At 56.2% G+C, this 17,055-nt stretch carries 19 protein-coding genes; 15 read left to right on the forward strand and 4 right to left on the reverse strand.

Annotated elements, in window-relative coordinates; all coding sequences use genetic code 11:
- Positions 1-2: 2 nt before the first annotated feature.
- From AVO44_RS14310 to AVO44_RS21330, 8 genes are all read left to right on the forward strand, one after another.
- Entirely contained in the window at positions 3-209 is a 207-nt protein-coding gene (locus tag AVO44_RS14310; RefSeq protein ID WP_068338124.1) for a DUF1737 domain-containing protein, read from the forward strand.
- Positions 209-1,237 (forward strand): MaoC family dehydratase, encoded by a 1,029-nt coding sequence (locus AVO44_RS14315; RefSeq protein ID WP_068338126.1) that lies wholly within the window; start codon positions 209-211, stop codon positions 1,235-1,237. The genes AVO44_RS14310 and AVO44_RS14315 overlap by 1 nt, the downstream gene beginning before the upstream one ends.
- Positions 1,238-1,291: 54 nt before the next feature.
- Positions 1,292-1,963, forward strand: coding sequence for a DUF1194 domain-containing protein (locus tag AVO44_RS14320; RefSeq protein ID WP_068338128.1), 672 nt, complete (start codon positions 1,292-1,294; stop codon positions 1,961-1,963).
- Positions 1,964-2,167: 204 nt separating this feature from the next.
- Entirely contained in the window at positions 2,168-2,551 is a 384-nt protein-coding gene (gene sdhC, locus AVO44_RS14325; RefSeq protein WP_068338130.1) for a succinate dehydrogenase, cytochrome b556 subunit, read from the forward strand.
- 11 nt (positions 2,552-2,562) lie between these two features.
- Entirely contained in the window at positions 2,563-2,934 is a 372-nt protein-coding gene (locus AVO44_RS14330) for a succinate dehydrogenase, hydrophobic membrane anchor protein (RefSeq protein WP_068338132.1), read from the forward strand.
- Between the two features lie 25 nt (positions 2,935-2,959).
- Positions 2,960-4,768, forward strand: coding sequence for a succinate dehydrogenase flavoprotein subunit (gene sdhA / locus AVO44_RS14335; protein WP_068338134.1), 1,809 nt, complete (start codon positions 2,960-2,962; stop codon positions 4,766-4,768).
- 12 nt (positions 4,769-4,780) lie between these two features.
- Complete coding sequence (locus AVO44_RS14340) at positions 4,781-5,560, forward strand: succinate dehydrogenase iron-sulfur subunit (RefSeq protein WP_068338135.1); 780 nt, start codon at positions 4,781-4,783, stop codon at positions 5,558-5,560.
- 134 nt (positions 5,561-5,694) lie between these two features.
- Positions 5,695-5,835, forward strand: a complete 141-nt coding sequence (locus AVO44_RS21330; protein WP_169794860.1) for a hypothetical protein — start codon at positions 5,695-5,697, stop codon at positions 5,833-5,835.
- Between the two features lie 257 nt (positions 5,836-6,092).
- Here AVO44_RS21330 and deoD read toward each other — a convergent pair whose 3' ends face one another.
- From deoD to AVO44_RS14360, 3 genes are all read right to left on the reverse strand, one after another.
- The gene (gene deoD / locus AVO44_RS14350; protein WP_068338139.1) at positions 6,093-6,806 is read right to left on the reverse strand and encodes a purine-nucleoside phosphorylase; all 714 of its coding nucleotides are present in this window, start codon (positions 6,804-6,806) and stop codon (positions 6,093-6,095) included.
- A 17-nt stretch (positions 6,807-6,823) separates the two neighbouring features.
- Entirely contained in the window at positions 6,824-7,141 is a 318-nt protein-coding gene (locus AVO44_RS14355) for an H-NS histone family protein (RefSeq protein ID WP_068338141.1), read from the reverse strand.
- A gap of 124 nt (positions 7,142-7,265) precedes the next feature.
- A complete protein-coding gene (locus AVO44_RS14360; RefSeq protein WP_068338143.1) occupies positions 7,266-9,233 on the reverse strand; it encodes a protein meaA in 1,968 nt (655 codons plus the stop codon).
- A 143-nt stretch (positions 9,234-9,376) separates the two neighbouring features.
- On the opposite strand from AVO44_RS14360, the gene AVO44_RS14365 reads away from it, so the two are divergent.
- From AVO44_RS14365 to AVO44_RS14390, 7 genes are all read left to right on the forward strand, one after another.
- A complete protein-coding gene (locus AVO44_RS14365; protein ID WP_068338145.1) occupies positions 9,377-10,765 on the forward strand; it encodes a 1-acyl-sn-glycerol-3-phosphate acyltransferase in 1,389 nt (462 codons plus the stop codon).
- A gap of 111 nt (positions 10,766-10,876) precedes the next feature.
- A complete protein-coding gene (gene ccrA / locus AVO44_RS14370; protein WP_068338146.1) occupies positions 10,877-12,163 on the forward strand; it encodes a crotonyl-CoA carboxylase/reductase in 1,287 nt (428 codons plus the stop codon).
- A gap of 206 nt (positions 12,164-12,369) precedes the next feature.
- Positions 12,370-12,591: a hypothetical protein gene (locus AVO44_RS21070; RefSeq protein WP_157769984.1), complete on the forward strand. Its 222-nt coding sequence runs from the start codon at positions 12,370-12,372 to the stop codon at positions 12,589-12,591.
- Complete coding sequence (locus AVO44_RS14375) at positions 12,527-13,246, forward strand: helix-turn-helix transcriptional regulator (protein ID WP_068338148.1); 720 nt, start codon at positions 12,527-12,529, stop codon at positions 13,244-13,246. Before AVO44_RS21070 ends, AVO44_RS14375 begins: the two co-directional genes overlap by 65 nt.
- 83 nt (positions 13,247-13,329) lie before the next feature.
- Positions 13,330-13,968 carry an acyl-homoserine-lactone synthase gene (locus AVO44_RS14380; protein WP_068338151.1) on the forward strand — a complete coding sequence of 213 codons (639 nt, stop codon included), beginning with the start codon at positions 13,330-13,332 and terminating at the stop codon, positions 13,966-13,968.
- 57 nt (positions 13,969-14,025) lie between these two features.
- Positions 14,026-15,558: an ATP-dependent DNA helicase gene (locus AVO44_RS14385; RefSeq protein WP_068338153.1), complete on the forward strand. Its 1,533-nt coding sequence runs from the start codon at positions 14,026-14,028 to the stop codon at positions 15,556-15,558.
- Positions 15,555-16,283 carry an SDR family oxidoreductase gene (locus AVO44_RS14390; protein WP_068338155.1) on the forward strand — a complete coding sequence of 243 codons (729 nt, stop codon included), beginning with the start codon at positions 15,555-15,557 and terminating at the stop codon, positions 16,281-16,283. The genes AVO44_RS14385 and AVO44_RS14390 overlap by 4 nt, the downstream gene beginning before the upstream one ends.
- 3 nt (positions 16,284-16,286) lie before the next feature.
- On the opposite strand, the gene AVO44_RS14395 is transcribed toward AVO44_RS14390, so the two are convergent.
- Positions 16,287-17,054, reverse strand: coding sequence for a TIGR02186 family protein (locus AVO44_RS14395; RefSeq protein WP_068338157.1), 768 nt, complete (start codon positions 17,052-17,054; stop codon positions 16,287-16,289).
- Position 17,055 lies beyond the last annotated feature (1 nt).

A 17,055-nucleotide genomic window follows, 5' to 3' on the forward strand; every position in this document is an offset into this window, starting at 1 on the left:
CAATGGCAAAACTCTACCGGCTGCTGACCGAGGAAGACACGTCAGCCTTCTGCCACAAGGTCTCGGACGCGCTGGCCAAAGGATGGGAGCTGTATGGCGACCCCTCATACGCGTTTGACGAATCCAGCCGTATGATGCGGTGCGCGCAGGCCGTGATCAAAGAGGTCGATACCGACTATTCACCCGACATGAAACTGGGACAGCAGTAATGGCAAAAACCAATCCGGGCCGCTTTTTCGAGGATTACTCAGTTGGGCAGGTGCTGCACCACGCTGTGCCGCGCACCGTAACGGATGGAGAGCGCGCGCTGTATCATGCGCTGTATCCCGCACGGCATGCGCTCTATTCCTCGGACGAGTTCGCCCGGAACTGTGGCCTGCCGCAAAGCCCGATTGACGATCTGGCCGCGTTCCACGTGGTTTTTGGCAAAACCGTACCTGATATCTCGCTGAACGCAGTGGCAAATCTGGGTTATGCCGAAGGGCGGTGGCTAAAGCCGGTCTATCCCGGTGACACGTTGCGCGCGGAGTCTGAGGTGATCGGCGTCAAAGAGAACTCGAACGGTAAGACCGGGGTGGTGTGGGTCCGCACGCGTGGCTTTAACCAGCGCGACGAGGTTGTGATCGAGTATGTGCGCTGGGTCATGGTGCGCAAATCGAACCTTGACGCCCCTGCACCCGAAGCCGTTGTTCCGGATCTGAAAAAGGCGCTTGATCCGCAGGATCTGGTGGTACCATCGGGGTTGGATTTCTCGAATTACAACTTTGTTCAATCGGGCGAGGGACATCGCTGGGGCGACTATGAAATTGGCGAAACCATTGATCATGTCGATGGCGTAACTGTGGAAGAGGCTGAGCATATGCTGGCCACGCGCCTCTGGCAAAATACGGCAAAAGTGCATTTTGACCTGACGTTCCGACCAGATGGCCGACTGATCTATGGTGGGCACGTGATTTCGATGGCGCGGGCCTTGTCGTTCAACGGGCTTGCAAATGCGCAGATGATTGTCGGTCTGAATGGCGGGGCGCATGCCAACCCTTGTTTCGCCGGCGACACGATCAAGGCTTGGTCCGAAGTTCTGGACAAGGCTCAAACCACTGTGCCGGGCATTGGGGCCATTCGCTTGCGACTGGTTGCAACCAAGGGCGGTGAGCCGTTTGTTTTGAAAAACGAAGACGGTCGGTATCAACCAAATGTCCTGCTTGACCTTGATTATTGGGCTCTGATGCCGGTCTGAGGTGACGCACACTCATGTGATCACAGCTTCCCCTATTCGTGCTAGGCTGCGGCTATGGTCCTGCTGCGTTCCCTTCTTGCCTGCCTGTTTCTGACACCGCCTGCGCTGGCGTGTGATCTGGCTTTGGCGTTGGCCGTGGATGTATCGGGATCGGTCGACACAAAAGAATACCGCATCCAGATGGACGGATTGGCCGAAGGGTTGCGTGATCCTCTTGTGTCAGAGGCACTGGTGCGCGGGCAGGCACAGTTGATGCTTGTGCAATGGACCGGCTCGTCGCGCCAGAAAGTGACGATCCCCTGGACCAGAATCGACAGCTTTGACGCGCTTGAACGTTTTGCCGCTCAGGTCGCCAGCGATCCCAGAGTCTGGCGCAACTTTTCCACGGCCATTGGTGAAGCGCTTGAGATGACGATGTCCAGTTTTGATGCTGTGTCAGACTGCAAACGCCATCTGATAGACATTTCGGGTGATGGGGTCTCAAACGAAGGGGTAGAGCCGTCCGAACTACACAATACGCTGCGGAGCAGGGGTGTCACGGTCAACGCCATCGCGATCGAAGAAAGCGAACCGGATCTGACGGCCTATTTCTTTGAAAACGTCATTGTCGGTGAGGGCGCGTTTGTTGTCTCGGCCGCGGGTTTTGCGGACTACCCTGACCGTATCCGGAAAAAGCTGCTGCGCGAGGTTGTGCAACAGTCGGCAGCTTTGGAGCAGCGGCAATAGATTCGTGATCACGATGCTTTTCCCCTGAAAACGCTAACATAATGAGGATTGAATAAATTTTGTGATCACAGTGCGATTTAGTGTGATCACGTATTGGCAAAATTTTCGATTTTGAGCCCATTTTACCCATTTTTACTCAAGCAGCACGTGACAGAGGATCAAAAAAGGGTAAAACCACCGGTAGCCAATGAAAGAGGAGCCGACATGGCCGATGTCAATCGGGGCAACCGCCCGCTCTCGCCACATATTATGATTTACCGCCCGCAGATGACGTCCGTGTCATCGATCATGGTCCGTTTTTCGGGGCTGGGTGTTTTCGCCGTTGCAATCCTGATCGTCTGGTGGCTGCTGGCCGCTTCGACCTCGGAAAGCGGGTTTGTTGCCATTGACGGATTTCTGCGCAGTGGGTTCGGGGATATCCTTCTGACCGTAGCGACCTGGGCGCTTTGGTATCATACCTTGGGTCGCCTGCGGCACGTCTTATGGGATTTCGGATATTGCCTTGACGTTAAAGTCGCCGAAAAACTGGGTCTGGGCATGTTCATTGGCGCGACCCTCCTCACCGTTATCACCGTGCTTGTGGTGTAAGGAGACGGCACATGCGATATCTGACAGACCGTAAACGCGCACAGGGTTTGGGCGCAGGTAAATCCGGCACACGAACACATTGGCAGGTGATGGTTCGGGCAATGATCCTGACCGTGCTGATTCCGATATTCATATTCACGTTTGGCGCAGGCCTTGGCGGCACCTACGAAGAGGTTGTGGCCTATTTCAGCCGCCCCTTCCCGGCGATCGTAACTGCCCTAACTCTGATAGTGGGCATGCTTCAGTTGATGTACGAAGCTCAGGAAACGATCGAGGATTATGTTCACGGAATTATGGAAAAAGTCTCTCTCGTTGCGATGTGGGCCCTGGGCTACACGCTGATTGCGGCCGGGCTGTTTGCCTTGGTCAAGCTGGCCCTTTAACGGCGCGCGATAAGGAACAAGAAGAATGACAGCAGCATATGAATATGAAACCCACGAATACGACGTCGTTGTCGTAGGCGCAGGTGGTGCGGGTCTGCGTGCAACGCTTGGCATGGCAGAGCAGGGCCTGCGAACAGCCTGCGTCACCAAGGTGTTCCCGACACGCTCTCACACAGTCGCTGCGCAGGGCGGTATCGCGGCATCCCTGTCCAACATGGGCCCAGACCATTGGCAGTGGCACATGTATGACACCGTCAAAGGCTCGGACTGGCTGGGCGATACCGATGCAATGGAATACCTCGCCCGCGAAGCACCCAAGGCGGTTTATGAGCTTGAGCACTACGGCGTGCCGTTCAGCCGGACCGAAGAAGGCAAGATCTATCAGCGCCCTTTCGGCGGCCACACTACTGAGTTTGGGGAGGGTCCCGCAGTTCAGCGTACCTGTGCCGCCGCAGACCGGACCGGTCACGCGATCCTGCATACGCTTTACGGGCAGTCGCTGAAGAACAACGCCGAGTTTTACATCGAATACTTCGCCATCGACCTGATCATGTCAGACGATGGTCAGTGTCAGGGTGTCGTCTGCTGGAAGCTGGACGACGGCACGATGCATGTCTTCAACGCAAAGATGGTGGTGCTGGCGACAGGCGGCTATGGCCGGGCTTATTTCAGCGCGACCTCCGCCCATACCTGCACCGGCGACGGTGGCGGCATGGTGGCCCGTGCGGGTCTTGCGCTGCAGGACATGGAATTCGTTCAGTTCCACCCGACCGGCATCTACGGCTCGGGCTGTCTGATCACCGAAGGCGCGCGCGGCGAAGGCGGTTACCTGACCAACTCGGAAGGTGAACGGTTCATGGAGCGTTATGCGCCCCAGTATAAGGACCTGGCGCCGCGCGACTATGTCTCGCGCTCGATGACCATGGAGATCCGTGAAGGCCGGGGTCACGGTGAGAATGGCGACCACATTCACCTGAACCTCAGCCACCTTCCGGCCGAAGCACTGGCCGAGCGCCTACCGGGAATCTCGGAATCGGCGCGTGTATTTGCGGGCGTCGATGTGACCAAGGAGCCGATCCCGGTTCTGCCGACCGTGCACTATAACATGGGCGGTATCCCAACCAACTATTGGGGTGAGGTTCTGAACCCGACGGCCGACAACCCGACCGCTGTTGTCCCCGGCCTGATGGCCGTGGGTGAGGCTGGCTGTGCATCGGTCCATGGTGCGAACCGATTGGGTTCGAATTCGCTGATTGACCTTGTGGTGTTTGGCCGCGCGGCAGCGATCCGCGCTGGTGAGGTTGTTGATGCGAAGGCTCCGAACCCGGTTCTGAACCAGGCGTCGGTCGACAAGGCCTTTGATCGCTTCGACGCGGTGCGAAACGCAAGCGGAGCCATCCCGACCGCCGATCTGCGGCTTGAGATGCAGCGAACCATGCAAGAGGATGCTGCCGTATTCCGGACCGCCAAAACTATGGCCGAAGGCGTCGAAAAGATGACAGCGATTGCCGCCAAGATGGACGACCTCAAGGTCAGCGACCGCTCGTTGGTCTGGAACAGTGACCTTATGGAAACGCTGGAACTGACCAACCTGATGCCAAGCGCGCTGGCCACCATTGTCGGAGCTGAGGCGCGCAAGGAATCTCGCGGTGCCCACGCGCACGAAGACTACACCGAACGCGACGATGAAAACTGGCGTGTTCACACCGTCAGCCGGGTTGAGGGCAACAAGGTTGAACTCAGCTATCGCCCGGTCATCGTCGACCCGCTGACCACCGAAGACGAAGGTGGCATCAGCCTCAAGAAAATCGCGCCCAAGGCGCGGACGTTCTAAGGAGAGGAACACATGGTACAACTGACCCTCCCCAAGAATTCACGGATCACGACGGGGAAAACCTGGCCCAAGCCTGAGGGTGCCAAGAAAGTTCGTAAGTTCCAGATTTATCGCTGGAATCCGGATGACGGCAAAAACCCACAGCTCGACACCTATTTTGTCGATATGGACAGCTGTGGCCCGATGGTTCTGGATGCTCTGATCAAGATCAAGAATGAGATCGACCCGACCCTGACCTTCCGCCGATCATGCCGCGAAGGCATCTGCGGGTCCTGCGCGATGAACATCGACGGGATCAACACGCTGGCCTGTATCTATGGTATGGATGAAATCATAGGCGACGTGAAGATTTATCCGCTGCCGCACATGCCGGTGGTTAAGGACCTGATCCCCGATCTGACCCACTTCTACGCGCAGCATGCGTCGATCATGCCGTGGTTGGAAACCAAGACCAACCGTCCTGCGAAAGAGTGGAAGCAGTCTATTGAGGACCGCAAGAAACTGGACGGCCTGTATGAGTGTGTGATGTGCGCCAGTTGCTCGACCTCGTGCCCAAGCTATTGGTGGAACGGCGACCGCTATCTTGGGCCCGCAGCGTTGCTGCACGCCTACCGCTGGATCATCGACAGTCGTGATGAAGCCACGGGTGAGCGTCTGGATGAACTTGAAGACCCCTTCAAGCTGTATCGGTGCCACACGATCATGAACTGCGCCAAGACCTGCCCGAAAGGTCTGAACCCGGCCAAGGCGATCGCTGAAATCAAAAAAATGATGGTCGACCGTTCGATCTAGGTACCCAAAGAAATGCACTTGCCGTTTTGCGGCAAGTGCATGGCGAGGTTGCAAAACTATGCGATGTTGCCAGCCCTGAACGTGACTATCTTGCGTGCAGGGAGGAGTGATTGAACCGAAAAGGGATCGCTCCGATGGAAAAACAAACCTCTAAAACAAAAGCAGCCGAAGCGCTGGAATTGCTGGAACAGGCTTGGGCCTACTACACGCCAGAACCCGCACCGGTATCAGGTGCTCGTGAGCCTGAGTTGTTTGAGTACGCAAACGCCGCCTGACGCTTGAAATCGCGGTTGGGTTGGGCAACTGATAGAAATGCCCTTCTTGTTGCTACTGCTGGCCGCCGGAGTGTTCGCCTATTTCTTTTGGCGGTCGCGGACGACTTCTTTGACGCGCGATTGCAGATGGCGGCAGCATCGTAAGGAAGGCGTCTGGAAATGCGCCTATTGCGGCGCGCAGCAAAAGGGCGAGGATGCGCCCACTATTTGCTTAAATGGGAAATAGAAGGGCAGGGCGCTAACTGCGCCCTGTTTATTCAGTCATTGTCCGAAAAAGCTGAGTGCAGGGCGATCTCGACCATATCGCCGAAACTGCTTTCACGTTCTGACGAGGGCAAGGCCTCACCGGTCAGCAAGTGATCAGACACCGTCAGAACGGCCAACGCCCGGCAGTTGTGGCGCGCGGCCAGAATGTAAAGCTCGGCGGCCTCCATCTCGACCCCAAGAATGCCGTGGCGCACCATCTGTTCGTTCAGATCGGGGCGTTCATCGTAGAATACGTCCGAGGAGTATATTCCGCCGACATGGATGGGCGTTCCCTTGGTCGCCGCCGCTTGTGCGGCCGCTTGAAGCAATCCCCAATCGGCGCAAGGCGCAAAGTTCAGTTCTTTAAGGATACCACGAGACGGAGTGCTGAGCGTTGTCGAGGTCATCGCCAGGATCACATCGCGGATTTTAACGCTTTCCTGCATGGCCCCGCAGGACCCGATGCGGATCAGGGTTTTTGCGCCGAAATCACGGATCAACTCGTTGGCATAGATCGACAAGGATGGCATGCCCATCCCGCTGCCCTGAATCGTAACCCGGTTTCCCTTCCATGTTCCAGTGTAGCCCAACATACCCCGGACGTTATTGACCAGAGTCGCATTCTCTAGAAAGTTTTCCGCTGCCCATTTTGCCCGATACGGATCACCGGGCATAAGAACCGTTTCAGCGATTTCACCTTGTTTCGCGCCGATATGAATTGTCATTCTTCAGTTAATTCCTGTCAGATTTCCAAGTCCGAAATATCAGCGCCGGCTTTCAAAGCGTCATGAACCCATTGCGGTTTGCGCCCCCGGCCTGACCAGGTTTGTTCTGGGTTGGCAGGGTTTTTGTACTTAGCGTTTGCCTTTTTTCCTTTTGATGACTTTGAGCTGACACCCGATAGTTCCGCAAGAGAAAACCCAAATTCCGCCGCGGCCTTTTCAGCAGCTTTCAAAGCCTCTTGGCGTTCGCGTTTTTCTGCATTTTTCAGTGCTATTGCGACTTTGTCGCTCAATTCAAGAAGTTCCTTTCGCGACATTTTTTCAAGGTTGATCGCCATTCGTCTTCTCCATTCCGAAAATTGACCCAAGCAGACGTAATGGCCCACCGTTGTTTCAAATTCGGTATCTATCCATCTCTTGCCAAAAGGCAATAGATATAGACATTATTAAGTTGTTGTAGTGTTATTCTGCCGCCATATTTTGCGGATCAACCAGCGTTATGATATCCCCCATTATCGAATTAAGCTCAAAATTCTTGGGTGTATAGATTTTGGAAACACCCATTGCCCTGAGTTTTGCAGCATCTTCATCCGGGATAATCCCGCCTACAACAACGGGGATATTGTCCAGCCCGGCATCGCGCAAACGACTCATGACATCCTGCACCAGCGGTATGTGGCTTCCTGACAGGATCGACAGGCCGATAACATGGGCTTGGTCTTCAATCGCGGCTGTTACGATTTCTTCCGGAGTTAATCGGATGCCCTCATAACTGATATCCATGCCGCAGTCGCGGGCGCGAAACGCGATTTGTTCGGCGCCGTTGGAATGGCCGTCCAGCCCGGGCTTACCGACCAGAAATTTTAGACGGCGGCCCAGCTTGTCACTGACAGCGTCAACAGCGGCACGCAAATCCTCAAGACCCTCTGTCTTGTTCGAGACGGACCCGGATACACCTGTTGGACCGCGATAGGTTCCGAAAACCTTGCGCATCTCTTCCGCCCACTCACCTGTTGTCGCTCCGGCCTTGGCTGCGGCGATCGAGGGTTCCATCACGTTAGCTCCGGATTGGGCCGCTTGGCGCAGCGCGGCGAGGGCTGTGGCAACGGCGGTGTCATCACGTTCGGCACGCCATGTGTTCAGTCGGTCGATTTGGTCCTGCTCCACCGCGGGATCGACAACCATGATCCCGCCATCCTCGGTTTGCAGGGGTGACGGCTCTCCCTCAGTCCATTTGTTCACACCAACGACAACGGTTTCGTTACGTTCAATACGGTTGAGGCGTTCGGCGTTGGAATCCACAAGACGAGACTTCATGTATTCGATAGACGCGACCGCACCGCCCATCGCATCCAGGTTTGCCAACTCAGCGCGTGCACCGTCCTTAAGCTCTTCAACTTTTGCGTCCACCACGGGGTTTCCGTCGAACAAATCTCCGTATTCCAACAGGTCGGTTTCATAGGCCAGGATCTGCTGCATCCTCATAGACCATTGCTGATCCCATGGGCGCGGCAGGCCAAGGGCTTCATTCCATGCGGGCAACTGCACGGCACGGGCACGGGCCTTTTTTGACAGGGTTACAGCCAACATCTCGATCAGGATGCGATAGACGTTGTTTTCAGGTTGCTGTTCGGTCAGGCCAAGCGAATTCACCTGAACCCCGTAACGGAATCGGCGGAATTTTGGGTTCTCGACGCCATAGCGTTGTTGCAGGATTTCATCCCAAAGATCGACAAAAGCCCGCATTTTGCACATTTCGGTAACAAAGCGAATTCCAGCATTCACAAAAAACGAAATTCGGCCACAGAGTGCCGGGAAATCCTCGGCCGGAACACGTGGGCGCAGCTCGTCCAGAACGGCGATGGCTGTTGCAAGCGCGTAGGCCAGTTCCTGTTCCGGTGTCGCGCCCGCCTCTTGCAGGTGATAGGAACACACATTCATCGGGTTCCACTTGGGCACGTTCGAGTAGCAGTACTCAGCTACATCCGCGATCATCTTGAGCGACGGCTTGGGCGGGCACACATAGGTGCCACGGCTCAGGTATTCTTTGATCAGGTCGTTTTGCACGGTTCCCTGCAACTGAGAGACATCTGCGCCCTGCTCCTCGGCCACCGCGATGTATAGCGCCAGCAGCCATGGCGCTGTCGCGTTGATCGTCATCGAGGTGTTCATCTGCTCCAACGGAATCTCGTCGAACAGAACGCGCATATCCCCAAGATGGCTGATCGGTACACCGACCTTGCCAACTTCGCCGCGTGCCAGCGTGTGGTCGCTGTCATACCCGGTCTGGGTCGGCAAATCGAATGCGACCGACAAACCGGTTTGCCCCTTGGCCAGATTTCCACGGTACAGCGCATTTGACGCCTTGGCGGTGGAATGACCGGCATAGGTTCGGATGAGCCAGGGGCGATCTTTCTGCGACTGCGTCATATCTGATCCTCGTGAATCGACTGAGTAAGAATATTGCGTTACAAGGTTCTAAATCGTAATTTTAGCGATATGTCAATTCGCTGCGTCGCGGCATCCGGACTGTTCAGATTGTAGGGCAGGAGGATTGGTGGCAGTGTGCAGCCATGACTCAGACCGTTGAGCTTCCGCTTTGGCTGTTTTTGCTGATCCTGGTGTTTGCCGCGGTCACGTTTGCCTCGCATTTCCTTTTTCCTTCTGTGCGTTGGTTTTTCCGGCGTCGTCTTGAGCGGGCGGTCAAACGCCTGAACGAACGCCTGCAGCGACCGATACAGCCGTTCAAACTGGCGCGTCGGCACGACATGATTCAGCGCCTGATATATGACCCTCAGGTCGGACACGCCGTTCAGAGTTTTGCAAAGGAAGAAGGCGTTCCCGAGGCCGTGGCGTTCGAAACCGCGCGCCGCTACGCGCGAGAGATCGTTCCATCCTTTTCCGCGGTGGCTTATTTCAGCGTCGCCATTCGTCTGGCGCGTATGTTGAGCAATGCGTTTTATGACGTGCGGCTAAGCTATATGGACGAAAAAGCCCTGCGTAATATCGACCCCGAAGCCACGGTTGTTTACGTGATGAACCACCGCAGCAATATGGACTATGTCCTGGTGACTTATCTTGCTGCCAATCAATCAGCCCTGTCTTATGCGGTGGGGGAATGGGCCAGAGTTTGGCCTCTCAGCCGCTTGATCCGCGCAATGGGGGCGTATTTTATTCGCCGCAAGTCGGGCAGCGAGCTCTACCGTCAAGTACTGGCTTGCTATGTGCGGCACGCGACCGAGGCCGGTGTTACCCAGGCAATGTTCCCCGAGGGCGGGCTGAGCCTGACCGGTGGATTGGGGCGACCGAAGCTGGGCCTGCTCAAGTACATCATTGATGCCACCGACCCCGAAGGCCGGGACGTTGTGTTCGTGCCGGTTGCCTTGAATTATGACCGCGTGCTTGAAGATACGATTTTGACCAAAGCGGCACTGGGAAACCAACGTCGTTTCCGAGCGAGGATCGGGGTCATTGCGTGGTGGATAATCAAACAGATCGGGCGACGGCTAGTCGGTCGTTACAAGCGCTTTGGCTTGGCATCCGTCCGGTATGGGCAGCCGATCTCGCTGAGCGCATTTCGGGCGGATCACGAAGCGGATCTTACAACGGATCTGGCCCGCGATCTGATGGCAGGGCTTACAGACGCTCTCCCACTGGTCCCGAGTCCTGCGGCGTGTTGGCTGGTGCAGGAGAAAGGTGAAATCCCCGAGAGGGATCTAGTTACCCTGATCGACAAGCTATTGCGAAACAACGGGACCGAGACGCCAATCGATCGTGAAGCGATTGAAAGTGGCGTTCAGCAATTGGTGGATCGTCGCATTCTGAAACGTGAAAATGGAAAGATATCCTCATCCGGGCAAAGGATTGATCTTCTGAACTACTACGCATCGTCAGCAGCCCTAAGCGAAGAGCGTGTTCTTTCTGCATCTGCAAAGGAAGTTTCTGCAGTCGCTGGGTCATAAAATTACAAAAACGGATCAAAATGGGTTGCAATATTGCTTGATGGAAAATAACCATCGGGTAAAGCTGGCGATTCTGCATCGCGGCAAGAATTTTGGACAAGGGAGGCCAATATGGCTCTGGACACCGACAGTGGCATCGCGTCGTACGAGGCACCGGAAAAAGACCTTTATGAGATGGGTGAGATCCCTCCGATGGGATATGTCCCGAAGCAAATGTATGCGTGGGCCATCCGCAAAGAGCGCCATGGCGAGCCAGATACCGCCATGCAGTTGGAAGTGGTCGACGTTCCCAAACTGGACAGCCACGAAGTGCTGGTTTTGGTGATGGCTGCTGGTGTGAACTATAACGGTGTCTGGGCGTCACTTGGCAAACCGATCAGCCCGTTTGACGGTCACGGACAGCCGTTCCACATCGCCGGGTCCGATGCGTCCGGTATCGTTTGGGCGGTGGGCGACAAGGTCAAGCGCTGGAAAGTAGGGGACGAGGTTGTCATTCATTGCAATCAGGATGACGGCGATGACGAATACTGCAATGGCGGCGATCCGATGTATTCCCCAAGCCAGCGAATCTGGGGTTATGAAACACCGGACGGCTCGTTTGCTCAGTTCACCAACGTACAGGCCCAGCAGTTGATGCCGCGCCCAAAGCACCTGACCTGGGAAGAAAGCGCGTGCTACACCCTGACCCTGGCCACCGCATACCGGATGTTGTTTGGGCATGAACCGCACGACCTGAAGCCGGGTCAGAATGTTCTGGTCTGGGGCGCGTCGGGTGGTTTGGGCTCGTACGCGATCCAGTTGATCAATACCGCAGGTGCCAATGCGATCGGCGTGATCTCGGACGAAAGTAAACGCGATTTCGTCATGGGGCTTGGCGCCAAAGGCGTGATCAACCGTAAAGACTTCAACTGCTGGGGGCAGCTGCCTACGGTGAACACTCCGGAGTATTCAGAGTGGTTCAAAGAGGCCCGCAAATTCGGCAAAGCCATCTGGGATATCACCGGCAAGGGTGTGAATGTCGATATGGTGTTTGAACACCCGGGCGAAAGCACATTCCCGGTTTCAACCTTCGTGGTGAAAAAGGGCGGTATGGTCGTGATCTGCGCTGGAACCACCGGCTATAACCTAACTTTTGACGTGCGCTATATGTGGATGCATCAAAAGCGTCTGCAAGGTTCTCATTTTGCGCATCTGAAACAAGCCGCAGCCGCGAACCAGTTGATGATCGAGCGTCGTCTTGATCCGTGCATGTCCGAGGTTTTCTCGTGGAAAGAGTTGCCCGAAGCGCATATGAAAATGATGCGAAACGAACACAAGCCCGGCAATATGTCGGTTCTGGTTCAGGCACCGCAGACCGGGATGCGTACCTTGGAAGAGGTGTTACACGCACGCGGTTGAGCCAGAGTTAAAAAGGCGCTGACGCCCGCAAATCGTTACAACGGTTTGCGGGCGTCCTCTTTTTCGCGGGCAGGTTCAGGCTTTCTAAAGGGTTAGAAACGACAGCCCCGCTATTTTTGGGGAGTAGAAAGCAGTGAATATGCCGAAAATTATTGCTCATGCTATAGTTGTGTTAACCCTTCGTTAACCGTTTCGGAGAGACCTTGATGGCGCAAAATGAGTGGATACTGGACGTGTTGTCGGACCTCAACGCCTTCGCCGTTGAGAACGGTTTGATCGCGCTGGCCGAGCAGTTGGATGACACCAAACTGATCGCCGCGGCCGAGATCGCGTCCATGCAGGCTAAGGTGCGGACGCCAGCGGATGGGAACAAAACTAGATTTGAGCCAGGTTCTGGAGGAATTGGAAAACACCAGCACGCTGGATGAACTCAGCGATGTTGCCGTTCGGCTGCGGGACAGCCTGAGGGTTGAACACCTCATTTATCATTGGGTCGATGGTGCCGGTGATCAATATGGCTATACGACTTATCCAGATGCTTGGGTCCAGCGTTATCTGGAAAGAAGCTATCATCGCATAGATCCGGTGATCGTGGGATGTTTTCAGCGGTTCCATCCGGTTGATTGGAAAAAACTAGACTGGTCTAGTAAACCGGCTAAGGCATTCCTGAAAGATGCGCAAAGCCACGGCGTCGGCAATCAGGGATATTCGATCCCGATCCGGGGGCCTAACGGGCAATTTGCCTTATTCACCGTCAACCATTCCTGTGACGACAGCACATGGCAGGATTTTGTTGAAAGCCACGGGCGTAGCCTGATTTTGATCGCGCATTATTTCAACCGAAAAGGATTGGAATTTGCGAGTGACCGGCAACCCGGTTCACCTCGGGGGCTTTCACCGCGCGAGGTGGACGCAATGACTTTGCTGGCGCTGGGCTACAGCCGGGCGCAGGTGGCGCATTCTCTGTCAATCTCCGAGCATACGCTGCGGGTGTATATTGAGGGCGCGCGCGCAAAACTCGGCGCCCAAAACACCACCCACGCCATCGCGACGGCACTTAGCCGGGGATTAATAGTGGTTTAAAGAGGCGCGCGGTCTCAGAACGAGAATTTAACTATGCTTCCGTACCCCTTTCGTTCCTGCAATGGGCGACAAGGGGAAAAGTCATGTTGCGCTATCTTTACGCCGACGAATTGTACAAATTTCCGGATTTGGCGGACGGGATGTTCCGGGACCGGGCAGACCAGTTCAAAACCCGGTTGGGCTGGGATGTTCACGTCGATGTACATGGGCAAGAGAAGGACCAGTACGACGACCTGAACCCGTTATACGTCATTTGGGAAGAAGACGATGGCAGTCACGGCGGCTCGATGCGCGTCATGCCCACCACGGGTCCGGTCATGGTAAATGATGTGTTTGGGCATCTAACAGGGGGCCAGCCGATCTGCAGCCCGTTGATCTGGGAGGTTACGCGGTTCTGCCTCTCTCGCACGGCCAGCCCTCATACGGCTGGCGCGATCATGTTGAGCGGGGGCGAGATGATGGAGGGGTTTGGCCTGACCCATATTGCCGGTGTCTTTGATGCGCGCATGATTCGGATTTACCGCCTGATCGGATCGTCGCCGGACGTGCTGGGATCAGAAGGAAAAGGACGCGATCAGATTTCTGTTGGGCTGTGGCCCTATTCCGCCCAGGATTGCACCCGCGTGGCAGAGCGCGCGGGTATTCCGCGTGAGCTGTCCCGGCTGTGGTTTAAGACAGCTTTTGGCACCGGGCGGCAGCAAAGGTTCCCTCTTTCGGCGTGACGGGGAAACCCAAATCATTCTCTGGTGATAGCTGGCGTGGGCCTGTAGGGTCGCGCCATGTCTTTACCTCCTGTAACTTTCTCTGACGATCAGGCCGCCGCCTATGACAACATCTCCGAGATGTTGAAAGCGGCCGGTGTCGACCTGGATGATGACGCGCTGTTGAAATTGCCGGGTGGCGGCAAGTCTGGTGTCATGGCGGTGATCGGAAAGGCAGGATCGGGCAAAACCCTGCTATTGGCCGAGCTCTACAAGGCGCTTGCGGGAACCGGTGTTCAGATCGTTTCGGGCGATTTCGAAAGCCGCAAAGCGCGGGATAAGCGAAGCCTTGCGATTTTGGCGCCCACCAACAAGGCCGCAAGCGTCCTGCGTCTGCGCGGTGTGCCGGCCACAACCATTCACCGGATACTCTATACCCCGGTCTATGATCCGGAATACGAGAGAATCGCCGAATGGTTGGCGGGCAATGATGAACGCCCCGAGATTGAGGGCCTGACGGATGAGGCTTTGGATCGCGCCGCCGCGTTTTATGAAAAGAACAAATCAATTCCCGGCGCGCTGGCGGCGGCTGGCTTGCGCGGGTCTGATTTCATCACTGGCTGGAAACGCCGGGATGAGCCGCTGGATATCGGGTTCGTTGATGAAGCCTCAATGCTGGACGACCGGCAATTCGAAGACCTGAAAGAAATCTTTCCGACCCTTCTTCTGTTTGGTGATCCGGCGCAGCTGGCCCCGGTTAACCAATCGGGTGGCATGGTGTTTGACGCTCTGCCGGAGCCACGCAAGCAAATCCTGCACAGGGTACACCGGCAGGATGCGGACAATCCCATCCTCGATCTTGCGCACGCATTAGCAGATCCTCAGATGGGGTTCGAAGACTTCGAACGTCTTGTCGAACGGACTGCACGGCAGGATGACCGCGTGGTCTGGGGGCAGCGGGTTGAGGTTGATCTTATGGCGCGCAGCCCGGTTCTGGTCTGGCGCAACGCGACGCGCATTCGGTTGATACAGGCGTTCAGAAATGTACACGGCGCGCCGGATACGGAGTTGTTGGAAGGTGAACCCCTTATCTGCGACGGTATCGAACTGCCCCTGAAGCACCGCAAAAAGCGGCTGGACCTTGAGGCGCGTGGTTTGATCAAAGGTGCCCAGGTTATTTACCTGGGGCCGGGACGCAAGCCGGGGTTTTCTCGTTTGCATGTGATGGGCGCCGAAGACCCTCAAGTCAGTGCCGCGTCGATCGTCAAGATCGAGAAACCTGACGAAGAAGAACCATTTATCCCATACGCCGCGCGCATGGGCGCAACCTTCCTGCATGGGGCCGCTGTAACGATACATAAGGCCCAAGGGTCGCAGTGGGACACGGTGCAGGTTTTTGCTCCGGACATTTACGCGGCTGCACGAATGGGCCGGACCGAGGCTGGTCAACCCTTGTGGAAGCGGCTGGCTTATGTGGCAATCACCCGCGCGCAGCAAAGGTTGATCTGGGTGGTCCGCAACCGGCTGGCTAAACCCACCCATGCGCTGCGTGTGGACGATCTGCGCGCCGTCCCGGCGGCGGCGCTGGAATTAGAGGCAGAAGAGACATGAACACCATCATCGTTACCGGCGCAAGCTCGGGCATTGGCCGTGCGACGGCCGAGCTGTTTTTGAACGAAGGCTGGACCGTTGGCTTGCTAGCCCGCAGCGCGGACAAGCTGCATGACATGGCGGCGGACCATAAAAATGCGCTTCCCTTGGCCGCTGATGTTACAGACCCGGATGCGGTACAGGCAGCCTTCCGGGCTTTTCAGGACAAAGCCGGCCGGTTGGATGTTCTGTTCAACAATGCCGGGATATTCGCCCCCGGCGGTACGATTGATGAGATCGAGCTGGAAGATTGGTATCAAAGCGTGAACGTGAACCTGAATGGTATGTTCCTCTGTGCGCGCGAAGCCTTTCGGATCATGCGGCACCAGACCCCTCAGGGTGGGCGTATCATCAATAATGGTTCAATCGCTGCTTACGTGCCGCGACCGAACTCGGTGCATTATTCAGCGACGAAACATGCCATCACGGGCCTGACCCGAAGTTTGTCTTTGGACGGGCGCGATTTCGGGATTGCCTGCGGTCAGATCGATATCGGCAATGCACGCACGCCAATGGTGCAAGGGTTGGTGGATGCCGCGATTGAGGCAGGGCGACAGCCCGACCCGACTATGGCCGTCGAAGATGCGGCGCGGTCGGTGCTTCACATGGCGACCCTGCCTCCTGAGGCAAACGTACAGTTCATGACCGTCATGGCCACGACAATGCCCTATATCGGGCGCGGTTAGGTTTTAGTTCTCGCGTAGCAGGCGGAATGCCGTCGACGCGCCCCACCCTGCGGCGATCGCGATGACCAACGACATCAAACCATACCAGACCGGCTGCTCGCGGGACATGCTATAAAGGAGTCGTTCCAGCCCGACCTTGCGCACATCAATAACCGTTTCGTATTGCGACACGACCTCGCCGCCCCGTGTCAGAAAGATACGCGCGGAATAGTTCCCTTCGGTCAGGTCGGCGGGCATCGCGATTGAGGTGCGGAACAGGGTCTGTTCATCCACGGCCACGGTGTTTTCGCGAATAGAATACAAACTCTCGCTCTCACGAATGCGAATGACCGCATCGGCAAATTCCTGTGCGCCACGGATATGCATAGCTGCCCCGACCGAGCGGATAGCGCGTTCGATGGAAACGCGATAGCGCAGGTCTTCGGTATCGGTAAGGATGTCGTCCAACGGGCCGCTCGTGGCAACGGCGTAGAAGCTGGGCGCAAGATCGACAAGAACACTGTCAGTGTTGACCCAAATTCCCAGCTTGCGTTCCTTGCGCCGGACGGTCACAGGACCCGATGGCCCGGCCACGGCGACGATCACCTCAAGCGGGGGGCCTTCCGGAATAGGCGTTTCCCGTTTCACAGCACCAAAAATCAGAATTTCAGATCCGTCAAATGTCGCTGTAATGGCCACGCGATCCTGGCTGAGGCCCAGCACAACTTGTTCTTCAACAGCCAAGGCCGGGGTGCAGCACAGAACCAGCAGGACAATCAGGCGTTTCAGCATG

It is taken from the genome of Ruegeria profundi (genome assembly GCF_001507545.1).
GTDB classification, from domain to species: domain Bacteria; phylum Pseudomonadota; class Alphaproteobacteria; order Rhodobacterales; family Rhodobacteraceae; genus Ruegeria; species Ruegeria profundi.